This window comes from Propionispora hippei DSM 15287 (assembly GCF_900141835.1).
GTDB classification, from domain to species: domain Bacteria; phylum Bacillota; class Negativicutes; order Propionisporales; family Propionisporaceae; genus Propionispora; species Propionispora hippei.
Map to the genome: position 1 here is coordinate 53,250 of NZ_FQZD01000006.1, position 11,619 is coordinate 64,868.

At 47.9% G+C, this 11,619-nt stretch carries 12 protein-coding genes and 1 tRNA gene; 12 read left to right on the forward strand and 1 reads right to left on the reverse strand.

The features are described from left to right. Positions 1–8 precede the first annotated feature (8 nt). The 9 genes from F3H20_RS03515 to rpoZ all read left to right on the forward strand — a co-directional run bounded on the left by F3H20_RS03515 (position 9) and on the right by rpoZ (position 8,087). Positions 9–449 (forward strand): type II toxin-antitoxin system RatA family toxin, encoded by a 441-nt coding sequence (locus tag F3H20_RS03515; RefSeq protein WP_149733590.1) that lies wholly within the window; start codon positions 9–11, stop codon positions 447–449. A gap of 124 nt (positions 450–573) precedes the next feature. Further along, on the forward strand, positions 574–1,440 hold the full coding sequence (locus tag F3H20_RS03520; protein WP_149733591.1) for a zinc metalloprotease HtpX: 867 nt from the start codon (positions 574–576) through the stop codon (positions 1,438–1,440). Between the two features lie 402 nt (positions 1,441–1,842). Then, positions 1,843–2,916 (forward strand): M42 family metallopeptidase, encoded by a 1,074-nt coding sequence (locus F3H20_RS03525; RefSeq protein ID WP_223191590.1) that lies wholly within the window; start codon positions 1,843–1,845, stop codon positions 2,914–2,916. Position 2,917: 1 nt separating this feature from the next. Beyond that, a complete protein-coding gene (locus tag F3H20_RS03530; protein WP_149733593.1) occupies positions 2,918–3,430 on the forward strand; it encodes a gamma carbonic anhydrase family protein in 513 nt (170 codons plus the stop codon). Positions 3,431–3,456: 26 nt separating this feature from the next. Then, positions 3,457–3,873 (forward strand): nucleoside-diphosphate kinase, encoded by a 417-nt coding sequence (gene ndk, locus F3H20_RS03535; protein WP_149733594.1) that lies wholly within the window; start codon positions 3,457–3,459, stop codon positions 3,871–3,873. A 13-nt stretch (positions 3,874–3,886) separates the two neighbouring features. Continuing rightward, positions 3,887–4,390 carry a cob(I)yrinic acid a,c-diamide adenosyltransferase gene (locus tag F3H20_RS03540; protein WP_149733595.1) on the forward strand — a complete coding sequence of 168 codons (504 nt, stop codon included), beginning with the start codon at positions 3,887–3,889 and terminating at the stop codon, positions 4,388–4,390. Positions 4,391–4,743: 353 nt separating this feature from the next. Beyond that, complete coding sequence (gene fusA / locus F3H20_RS03545) at positions 4,744–6,831, forward strand: elongation factor G (protein WP_149733596.1); 2,088 nt, start codon at positions 4,744–4,746, stop codon at positions 6,829–6,831. A gap of 545 nt (positions 6,832–7,376) precedes the next feature. Beyond that, on the forward strand, positions 7,377–7,637 hold the full coding sequence (locus tag F3H20_RS03550) for a GlsB/YeaQ/YmgE family stress response membrane protein (protein WP_091744041.1): 261 nt from the start codon (positions 7,377–7,379) through the stop codon (positions 7,635–7,637). A 243-nt stretch (positions 7,638–7,880) separates the two neighbouring features. Further along, complete coding sequence (gene rpoZ, locus F3H20_RS03555; RefSeq protein ID WP_149733597.1) at positions 7,881–8,087, forward strand: DNA-directed RNA polymerase subunit omega; 207 nt, start codon at positions 7,881–7,883, stop codon at positions 8,085–8,087. 271 nt (positions 8,088–8,358) lie between these two features. Here rpoZ and F3H20_RS03560 read toward each other — a convergent pair. Then, positions 8,359–8,435 (reverse strand) — tRNA-Pro (locus tag F3H20_RS03560). Between the two features lie 153 nt (positions 8,436–8,588). Between F3H20_RS03560 and F3H20_RS03565 the strand changes: the two genes are divergently transcribed. The 3 genes from F3H20_RS03565 to nagE all read left to right on the forward strand — a co-directional run bounded on the left by F3H20_RS03565 (position 8,589) and on the right by nagE (position 11,577). Next, positions 8,589–9,278, forward strand: coding sequence for a C40 family peptidase (locus F3H20_RS03565; RefSeq protein WP_149733598.1), 690 nt, complete (start codon positions 8,589–8,591; stop codon positions 9,276–9,278). A 145-nt stretch (positions 9,279–9,423) separates the two neighbouring features. Next, entirely contained in the window at positions 9,424–10,155 is a 732-nt protein-coding gene (locus F3H20_RS03570; RefSeq protein ID WP_149733599.1) for a GntR family transcriptional regulator, read from the forward strand. 42 nt (positions 10,156–10,197) lie between these two features. Further along, positions 10,198–11,577: an N-acetylglucosamine-specific PTS transporter subunit IIBC gene (nagE, locus tag F3H20_RS03575; protein ID WP_149733600.1), complete on the forward strand. Its 1,380-nt coding sequence runs from the start codon at positions 10,198–10,200 to the stop codon at positions 11,575–11,577. The last annotated feature ends 42 nt before the right edge of the window (positions 11,578–11,619 follow it).

The window sequence follows — 11,619 nt, forward strand, 5'->3', positions numbered from 1 at the left end:
GATTTGACATGCCTTATGTCGAAGTTTCTTTGCCGGTTCAGTGTGAACCGGTCGTGGCGTATCCTTTTATTAAGGATATGGAAAAGTATCCCGAATTCATGCCCGATCTGCTCAGTGTTACGGTGGTGGAGCGCACGGCCGGCAGTACCGTCAGTGATTGGGTGTCCAATGTGGACGGGCGTATCATCAAGTGGCGCGAATTGGATCTTTTTGACGATGCTGACATGCATATTGTCTATAAACAACTTGCGGGGGATTTGAAAAAGTTTGAAGGCGAATGGCGGCTGTTGCCGCTGGCGAATGGAACTGAGATCAGATTAACGGTTGATTTTGATTTTGGCATTCCCATGATAGCCGGACTCTTAAATCCCATTTTGAAAAAGAAAGTCCGTGACAACAGTATGAATATGTTGCGCTGCATTAAGGAAAAAATAGAAAACAACGTATAATTTGACTATTGTTAATTTTCGCTAAAATACATATAATGATAATGCGTGCAAAATATGGGGGTGATGGCCAAAAATATCTGTCAAAGATAGCAGGTCCTTTATTACAATCCCTGGAGGTTTTGATATGAACAACGTCAGGACAACCGTTCTGCTTGCCGGTTTAACAGGGCTGCTGCTGGCGATAGGAAGCTTGTGCGGCGGCAGTGAGGGCATGACGGTTATGTTTGTCATATCCATGGTTATCAATTTTGTTACGTATTGGTTCAGTGACCGAATTGTGCTCGGCATGTATGGAGCGCAGGAGGTTACCGCCAAAGAATCTCCTGATTTAATCCGCATAGTTGCCGCACTGGCTCAAAAGGCCAAACTGCCTATGCCGAAAGTATATATTATCCAAACCGATGCGCCCAATGCCTTCGCTACCGGACGCAAGCCGCGCCAGGCGGCAATTGCCGTCACCACAGGAATGCTGAAAGTGGTGGACCCGGTGGAATTGGAAGGGGTCATTGCTCATGAATTGGCCCATATCAGGAACCGGGATACTTTGGTCAGTTCGATCGTTGCCAGTTTGGCCGGCATGATCACTGCTATTGCTCATATTGCTCAATGGGCGGTTTTTTGGGGAGCCGGGCGCAATGGTGAAGAAGGCAGTCTGCTTGGCCGGGCCATGGAAGGCCTGATTCTCATTATATTAACACCATTAGCCGCTACTTTACTGCAGCTTGGTGTTTCGCGGTCGCGGGAATATCTGGCTGACGAAACCGGTGCCGCCATAGCGGGAAATCCGCTGGCGCTGGCCCGGGCACTGGAAAAGCTGGAATATCATGCCGCCAGCAAGCTTATGCCGGAGGCGACGCCTTCGACCTCTCATATGTTTATTGTCAGTCCTTTCAGTTCCGGTTCCCGAGGATTGCTAGCCAATCTATTCAGTACTCATCCAAGTACAAAAGATCGGATAGCACGGCTCCAAGAACTGGCTAAGCGCATGTAATTTGTTTTTAAAGAACTCCACTGAACGGCTTCGGTGGAGTTCTTATTAGTGCCAGTACCTCAAGCGTCGGGAATCTAACGTGTACGCCGACCTTTTTAGTGCTACGCCCTATAATCCTACTAATGCGGAGCGATACTTTTTGACAATGAATCCCATCTCCCGCTATAATGATGGTGTGGCGGCGAATAGAAAGCCTGGTTTGCTGCACACTAAGATTTAGGAGAACACTGATTTATTCCCAGCATACATTAGGACAGAGGCTTTTCCGCCTGACTGTGGCGAAAAAATCTTGTAAAGACGCTGCTATTTTTGCGGCTGTTTTTTCTGGCCGGCAGAGCATTTTTTTGTTGTGCCGGTGTGCTCATTAAATCAGCAGTTTTCCAGAAGACAGGAGGGATGGCGTTGAATACCGAAACATTAACCTGGTTAAAACAGCTTGCCGAGGTGTCCGGTGTTTCCGGCTTTGAGGGACGGGTAAAAAAATTGCTGGCAGACCGCCTGAAGGATTGTAGTGAAATATCGCATGACAAAATCGGCAGCATTATCTTCAAACAGCAGGGAACAGCCGGTGCGCCCAAGATTATGCTGGCCAGCCATATGGATGAAATCGGATTTATGATCAAACATATTACCAAAGAAGGTTTCTTGAAGTTTACCACACTGGGTGGCTGGTGGGAGCAGGTCATGCTGGGACAGCGGGTTACCGTGCTGACGTCTAAAGGCGATCTGCCCGGTGTGATTGGCAGTAAACCGCCTCATATATTGACGCCGGAAGAAAGAAAAAAGATCGTGCCGAAAAAAGATATGTATATTGATATCGGCGCGGCTGATGAAGAAGAGGCCAGACGACTGGGTGTCCGTCCCGGCGACGCCGTTGTGCCTTACAGCGAATTTACCGTCATGGCCAATCCTCAGTTCTTGCTGGCCAAGGCCTGGGATAACCGGGTAGGGTGTGCCATTATGAGTGATGTTTTGCTGGCCTTGCAGCGTGAATCGCATCCGAATACGGTGTACGGTGTCGGTACGGTGCAGGAGGAAGTGGGGCTGCGAGGCGCCAAGACAAGTTCAGGTGTCATTGATCCCGATCTTGCTTTGGCAATTGACACCTGTGTGGCGGGCGATACGCCGGGCGTAACCAGTGACCAGGCCTCCAGTAAGCTGGGCAAGGGAGTGGCTATCAGCATTTATGATGCCAGTATGATTCCTCATACTAAGCTGCGGGATTTTGTTATTGAAACGGCTGAACAAAATCAGATTCCCTACCAGCTTGAATTTACTGAAGGAGGCGGGACCGATGCCGGACGGATCCATATCCACGGTCAGGGTGTTCCCAGTCTCGTGTTGAGCATACCCACCCGCTACCTTCACAGCCATAACAGCGTGATTCACAGCGGAGATTACGAAGCGGCAGTGCGTCTGCTGGTGGCTGTGCTAACGCGGCTGGATGAAACACAGTATAAGAAAATGGTGATGTGAATTGAGGCAGAAAGCGTTAATCGCTTATCAGGGCCGGTCCCCGCAGGTGCCTGATAATGTGTTTGTTGCACCGGGAGCCTATATAATCGGTGATGTAACTCTTGGCGAATATGCGAATATTTGGTATAATACTGTTCTCCGCGGTGATATTCATCCCATCAAAATTGGCCGCTATACCAACATTCAGGATAACTCTACCGTTCATGTCATGCACGATTTCCCTGCCGTGATCGGTGATTTTGTGACCGTCGGGCATAATGCGGTCATCCATGGCTGTACGGTCGGTGACAATTGTTTGATCGGCATGGGCGCTATCCTGCTAAGCTACTGTGAAATTGGCGAGAACTGTATCATCGGAGCCGGTGCTTTGGTTACCGAGCATAAGAAAATTCCACCTAACTCTTTGGTAATGGGTTCACCTGGCCGGGTGGTGCGTACTCTGACAGAAGAAGAGATTGCCGCCATTCACCAGTCTGCGCTTAATTATACGCAAGAAGCACAAAAATATTTGTAGTCAAATTCGTAGGAGGGACTCACTGAATGCTAGAAAATACGTTGGTCTTATTAAAACCTGATGCAGTTAAACGTTCCATCAGCGGTGAAATTATCGCCCGCTTTGAACGGCGGGGACTTACCGTTGCCGCCATGAAATTGATGCAAGTTTCCCAGGAACAGGCAAAGAAGCATTATGATGAACACCGGGAAAAGCCCTTTTTCGGTGAATTAGTTGATTTTATCACCTCCAGCCCTGTCGTAGCGATGGTCATTCGGGGTGAAAGCGCTGTAAAGATGGTCCGTTCCATGATGGGAGCCACCAATCCTTTAGATTCGGCGCCGGGAACCATCCGGGGCGACTATGCAACCGAAATGTCCAAAAATGTCATTCATGGCTCGGACAGCCCGGCAAGCGCCGAACGGGAAATGAATATCTTCTTCACGAAGGATGAAATTTTTTAGAGGTGAAGCTGCTGTGAAGGTGTATACGAAAACTGGCGACCAGGGAAAGACCGGCCTTTTGACTGGAGAAAGGGTCGATAAAGACAGTCTGCGGGTCGAGGCTTACGGTTCGGTGGATGAAATCACTTCAGCCCTAGGACTTGCCAGGGCTACTTGCCGGAACCGGCAGGTATGTGAAACCGTTTATGAACTGCAAAAGCTGCTGATGCTGGTCATGGCCGATCTGGCAAGTACCGGAGAGACTGCCTATATTACAGCGGAGAAGATAGCTCGTTTGGAAGAAATCATTGACCGGTTTGACGGGCAGTTGCCGCCGCTCACTCATTTCATCATTCCCGGCGGTACAACAGGTGCTGCCGCGTTGGACCTGGCCCGCACGACCACCCGCCGGGCCGAACGGAATGTGTTGCGTCTGGCCAAGGAAGAGGCGGTGAATACGTCGTTGGCTATTGTCCTAAACCGTCTGTCCGACTTATGCTTTGTTCTTGCAAGGGCGGAAGCAGAGCTGCCTGGTTAAATCCTTGCCGGCTTGGTTGTCACAAAATGTATGTTCCCAACATACAATGTACTACATGTGAACCATGCAACGGTTAGGAGGCGAGTGTGATGAAACTGCTGAAGGTATATATCATGACAGTTCCGGCACCATTGCGCAAAATTATGCGGCTGTTTTACAAAACTACGTAAATACGTGCTCTTTTCTTATAACCGCTCCGGGATGGGGCGGTTATTTAATTTATTTTCAATGAATAGACTGAAAAGAAGGAAAATTTAAACGACAAGGAGAAATGGAAAAATATTGCTTGTTTGTGTGAGTCTTTGTGTATGTCTTTGGTGCGAACTGCCAATATCTTGAGGAGGGGGTTCAGTATGAAGGATTATAAAGGCGACAGAATACGAAATGTAGGAGTTGTGGCTCATGGCGGTGCCGGCAAAACATCTCTGGTAGAGGCCTTTCTGTTTGACAGCGGCGCGGTAACCCGGCTGGGAAGGGTAGACGACGGTACAACGGCGACAGACTTTGAACCGGAGGAAATGAAGCGCAAGGTGACGATCAGTGCGGCGTTGGCGCCCTGTGAATGGAAAGAACACAAACTCAATTTTGTCGATACGCCCGGCTATGCCGATTTTGTATCGGAGGTTAAAGGTTCTTTACGGGCTGTCGACAGCGTTCTAATGGTGGTATGCGCCGTATCGGGCGTGGAAGTGGAAACCGAAAAGGTTTGGCAGTATGCCCAGGATTTGAATAAGCCTTCCTTGCTGTTTGTCAACAAGATGGACCGGGAAAACGCTGATTTCTTTGCTGTTTTGGAGCAAATTCGCGCTTCCTTTGGTAACCGGGCGGTACCTGTGCAGATTCCGATAGGCTCACAGGAGACCTTTCGCGGTGTTGTTGACCTGCTGACAATGAAAGCTTTTTTTTCGGCCAATCCGGCGGGAACGCAGGTACGGGAAGAAGTTGTGCCGGAAGAGGTCATGGAGCAGGCTCTGCAGGCCCGGCAGCAGCTTATTGAGTGTGCGGCGGAGGCTGACGATGAACTGCTGGAACGGTATCTGGAAGGGGAGGAACTAAGTGCGGAAGAAATCAGAAAGGGGCTGCTGCTGGGGATAGCCCGGGCGGAAATTTTCCCTGTTTTATGTGGTTCTGCTTATAAAAATATCGCTGTACAGCCATTGCTTGACGCCATTGTGGACTATCTGCCGGCGGCGACAACCGCGGTGGCTGAAGGATATCATCCTGTCACCAGAGAGGCTGTGACGCGAAATAGTCAGGATCCCTTTTCGGCTATTGTATTCAAAACGACGGCAGATCCGTTTGTCGGCCGTTTGACCTATATCCGGGTATTTTCCGGTGCCCTCAAACCGGACAGTGCCGTATACAATGCTTCGAAAGGAAAAACCGAGCGTATTGGTAATGTTTTTACTCTTCGCGGCAAACACCAGGAGGTAGTGGGGGCTATCGGCGCGGGCGATATTGGGGTGGTTGCCAAGCTGCAGGATACCGCGACCGGTGATACCCTGTGCGATAAGGACAATCCGGTAGTATTCCTGCCGATTGAGTATCCTCAGCCGATGTTTTCCATGCGTTTAGAGGCTAAAAACCGTAATGATGAGGACAAAATCGGCGGTGCGCTGGCCCGGTTGCTGGATGAAGACCCAACGCTCAGCGTGAAGAAGGCCACCGATCCGGTGCAACTGGTGGTCAGCGGAATCGGCGAGCTGCATATTGATATTATGGTGGAACGGCTGAAGCGGAAATTCGGTGTGGATGTAGTACTGCAGCCGCCCAAAATTCCTTACCGGGAAACCATCCGGAATTCGGTGAAAATCGAAGGAAAGCATAAAAAACAGAGCGGTGGCCACGGACAGTACGGACATGTCTGGCTTCAGATCGAGCCGCTGGCGCCGGGGACCGGTTTTGAATTTCACGATTCCATTTTTGGCGGTGCCGTGCCGCGCCAATATATACCGGCGGTGGAAAAAGGCGTCAGGGAAGCTTTGCAGGGCGGTGTTCTGGCTGGTTATCCTCTTGTGGACGTAAAAGTGACTCTGACTGACGGTTCCTATCATACGGTGGATTCGTCGGAAATGGCTTTTAAGATTGCCAGTAGCCTGGCCTTGCGCAAAGGAGTGCTCCAGGCCAAACCGGTACTGTTGGAACCGGTCTACAATCTGGAAGTGGAAATACCGGAAACTGATATGGGCGATATTATTGGTGATATTAACAGCAAGCGCGGCCGGATACTTGGAATGGAAAACATCGGAAAGGGTCTCGGCATCGTCCGGGCCCAGGTTCCGCTGGCCGAAGTCTTTCGTTATGCGCTGGATCTGCGGTCACTGACACAAGGGCGAGGCAGTTTTACCATGAAGTTCTCTCATTATGAAGAACTGCCGCAGCGCATTGCCGAACAGGTGATCAGCTCCAGTAAAAAAGACAAGTTGGCGGAAGAAGGTTAAAAGGCTAGCTGACAATGGTCAGGCCCCTCCCGGAAGGGAGGGGCCTTTATTTTAGACATGGTAGTTTATGAATATGCTGTAAAAAGAGTGCTGTTTCTGTCTGAAAAGCAAGGAATTTGCGAAGAGGAATTTATTTCCATTTGGAGAATATATGTAAAAAAATGGAAAGAAGGTTTTCGATGATCGCACCGGTACCTTGCATTTACAAAGCAGAAATCAGACAGCAGCCTAAACCGGCTTTTGTCTGTATAGCGAAGAAAAAGGAGGAAAAGAGTTTTAAAAATATACTGGACCATGCAGTGAAACGGGGGGAGGAATACAGCATAAGCATACGGATTTAAGCCGGATAGCCGGCCGGACTACCTGAATGGGAGGAGGCTTGTTGGAAAAATTTTCGTTTTTCACTTATGAAATATTGCTTTATTAGCCATACTAGTGCTGTAACAACTTTGAAACGGAAAGATAATGGCGAGGTAAAATTTTGGCCATCAGCAATTTCTGCTTTCAAGGTTGGTGCAACACTAGGATCAGGAGGTGATAAAGCGATGATTTGGTTTTTAGTAATTGGTCTGGTATCCGGCTGGCTGGCCGGAATGATCGCCAAAGGCGGCGGTTTCGGTATCTGGGGCGATCTGGTGACCGGTGTGATTGGTTCTTTTATTGGCGGCTTTTTATTTAATCTTTTGGGAATCAGCACTTATGGCACCATTGGGTCCATCATATCCAGTACGGTTGGGGCCATTGTGCTTTTATGGGTGATCCGCATGTTTTCCCATGTTGCGCCGGCCGCTCAGAAAAAAGAGTAGAATAAAGCTAATCGAAAAGCCCTATCTGCTAATATTCGGCGGATAGGGCTTTTCGCCGGCATAAATACCTTGGTTTCATTTCACTAATACCCTTAATTCCCAGACTGTTGTTTTAATTGAATTTAAAGCTATGAAATACCTAACAAAGAAGAGTTAAATATGATATAATATATTAATTAGCCAATTTCGAAACTATATGATGGGAGGACCGATAGTAGAGTATAAAGAAAAGAGGGAACAATAATGGATTATCCTGTACTAGAAGACTTGTTAGAAAAAGTGGATTGTAAGTATACTCTGGTTGTACTTGCTGCCAAGCGGGCAAGAGAATTGAGAGAGGGTAAAACCTGCTTAGTCAATCCTAAGTCTTCAAAAATAGTTACAATTGCTCTGGAGGAAATTGCACAGGGGAAAATATCGTACCAACGGCATAAGGTGGGCATAAAATAGCATACAACCTTGGCAATATCATATAAATTTTCAAAAAATGATAAAGCTAACAATAAATCCCCGCTTCGGTTTAGACCGAGCGGGGATATTTATATTACCTATTAATTTTAGGAAATTTAGGGTTTGAATAAAATAAAAAAATCCGACCATTATGTATGGTGGAATTTTATTTAATAAACCTTATGCCTACTTTTGATACTCCATCAGAAAAATGCGGAAAGTAAGCACCATCGTAGATTCAATTTAGCTATCGGGATTAGCTATATTTAAGTGGTCGGGGCGACAGGATTCGAACCTGCGGCCTCTTAGTCCCGAACCAAGCGCGCTACCAAACTGCGCTACGCCCCGTTGCTCACATTTACATATTATACACATGAAAGGCGAGGTTGTCAACATAAGTATTGGAGGAAAGAATATTTTTTCGATGGCTTAAAAATTGGAAGGATTTTGGAAAAAAATAAAGAATAGTTTCACTATTAAGAAAATACAAAGGGGGGTTTTATGAAAAAGAGCGGAAAAATCATTGTTTGTTGCTGGTTTGTTTGCCTGATGGTTTTAGCTGTCATGCCGGCAGCGCTGGCGCAGGTTGCTCTTAAACAAGGTTCGTCCGGCAACGAGGTCTTTATGCTGCAAACAAGGCTAAGGGAAATCGGGTACTACCAAGACGAAGCGGATGGGGCTTTTGGTTCCGGTACCCGCAGTGCGGTAATTAACTTTCAATTGGATTGCGGCCTGGCTGCCGATGGTGTGGTCGGGGCACAAACCTGGCAGGCTTTACGGGATTATCGGGTAAATGATACCAGCCGCGGACAGGTGGACCGGCGCTTAGGGCAACGGATTGCTGTGTATGCCCAGAACTTTTACGGTGTGCCCTATGTCTGGGCCGGTCGTTCGCCGTCGGGGTTTGATTGTTCAGGATTTATTTCCTATGTATTTGCTCAGAACGGAGTTTCATTGCCAAGGATGGCAGATGAGCAGTACAATGTGGGGATGTGGGTAAATCGGGCCGATTTGCAGCCCGGCGATTTGGTCTTTTTTTCTACCTATGAAGCCGGAGCTTCCCATGTAGGCATCTATATCGGCAACGGGCAATTTGTCCATGCCAGTTCCGGTGCAGGACAGGTGGTCAGTACCTCCCTGTACAGCCAGTATTATCAAGCCCGATATTTGGGTGCCCGCCGTGTTGCATAAGACAGCCGAACTTTCGGCTGTTTTTCATTTCTGCCACTATAAAAAAAGTATTGAAGGAAAGAAAAAGTAGTGCTATAATTGGTATATACAACATATCAATATATCAAATTACGGATATCGGATTATAGACCAAACGGAGGTTGTTATGCAGAAAGTAGATAAGACTTCACCTGTCCCGTTGTACTACCAATTGAAAAATATTTTGGTCGAATTAATTGAAAATGAGGAACTGCAGCCCGATGATCCCATACCGCCTGAACGGGAATTGTGCGAATATCATGGGGTCAGCCGTATGACAGTGAACAAGGCGGTTGTCAGCCTGGTCAATCAGGGTGTTTTATACAGGGAACAGGGGAAAGGAACCTTCGTGGCGCCTCATAAAGGAAAGTATACGCTTTCCGGCTTGTTTGGCTTTACCGAGGATATGGAACGACGGGGACTAACTGTGCGCACCACACTTATTTCTTTTGAAAAGAAGGAAGCGACGAAAAAGATTCTGGAAACTCTAAAACTGGAAGATCACCAGCCGGTTTTTGAAATCACCCGGCTGCGGTATGTAGAGGAAGAACCTTATGCGCTGGAAACGGCCTATATTCCGGTGTATCTGTGTGAGACGTTAACGGCCGACATGCTTCAGGATCATTCCCTGTATGGCTTGTTGACCGGTGAGTTCGGTCTGCAGATTGAACATGCTTACCAGACTATCGAACCGGTGTTGATGAACGATTATGAGAGCAACATGCTGGATGTGAAAAAAAATAAACTGGCGTTGCTCTTTTCCCGGAGGACCTATGTCAAAGGTAATATTCCGATGGAAATGACCAAAGCCATTTACCGGAGTGACCGGTACAAGTTTGAGGTCACCTTACAGCGTTAGCCGGCACGTCGGGGACGTGCAAAAAATAAAGGGGGTTAAGAGATGAGTAATTGGTTTGGAAGTGTGCAGAAGATAGGTAAAGCCTTGATGCTGCCAGTGGCAGTGTTACCGGCTGCGGCCCTATTGCTGCGGTTTGGAGCGCCGGATGTGTTGAACATCCCGTTCATTATGAAGGCAGGCGGTGCCATCTTTGACCATTTGGCATTACTGTTTGCCATTGGTATTGCCGTTGGGTATTCTCATGACAACGGCGGAGCATCCGGGCTGGCCGGTGCTGTCGGGTATTTTGTACTGACCGAAGGGTTAAAGGCGATTAATCCCGATCTGGATATGAAGGTGCTGGCAGGGATTATCACTGGTTTGGTTGCCGGCCTGATCTACAATCGATATTATAATATTAAACTTCCTGATTATTTAGGTTTCTTTGGTGGACGGCGGTTTGTACCCATTGCCACCGCAGCGGCCGCCGTTGTATTGGCCGGATTGTTTGGCGTGATCTGGGCGCCGATTCAGGCAGCCATCCATTCCATTGGCGAATGGATTATCGGGGCCGGTGCTCTTGGGGTATTCATTTTTGGCTTCTTTAACCGTTTATTGATCCCTGTTGGATGTCATCATATTCTCAATAGCTTTATCTGGTTTGTTTTTGGCAATTATACTGATAGCACAGGAAAAGTGGTTACTGGGGATTTGAACCGGTTCTTTGCCGGTGATCCGACGGCGGGCAATTTCATGGCCGGTTTTTATATCATCTTTATGTTTGCCTTACCGGCGGTAGCCTTTGCCATGTATACAACAGCTAAACCGGAAAACCGGGCTAAAGTGGGCGGCATGCTGTTTTCCGTAGCCTTTACATCCTTCCTGACAGGTATTACCGAACCGATTGAATTTATGTTTATGTTTTTAGCTCCGGCGTTGTATTTCTTCCATGCCGTATTAACCGGTCTGGCTTTGGCGGTATCCTATTCCTTCGGGATTCTTCACGGGTTCGGTTTCTCGGCCGGGTTAATTGACTATTTGCTGAGCTGGAAGCTGGCTACCAATGCCGGTATGATTATTCCGTTAGGTCTGGCTTTTGCCGCTATCTATTATGTAACCTTCGTTTGGGCCATTCGCCGTTACGACCTGCCGACACCCGGACGATATGAGGATGAACTGGAAAATACGGCAACTGCGAATATCAATATCAGCGATTTCTCCGTTAAGATGCTGGAAATACTTGGTGGTAAAGAAAACGTGGCTACACTGGATTCCTGCATTACCCGACTGCGGATGAATATGAAAGATGCAGGTATGATTGATGAGGATAAATTAAAGGCTTTAGGTGTCCGCGGCGTTATCAGAAGAGGCGACAGTGTGCAGGTGGTTGTGGGTACACAGGCCGAACTGATTGCGGAAGAATTGAAAAAGTTAATTAAGTAAACAGTAGGAAGCGGGATTAGCGAATGCGGTTTGTAGCTCTGT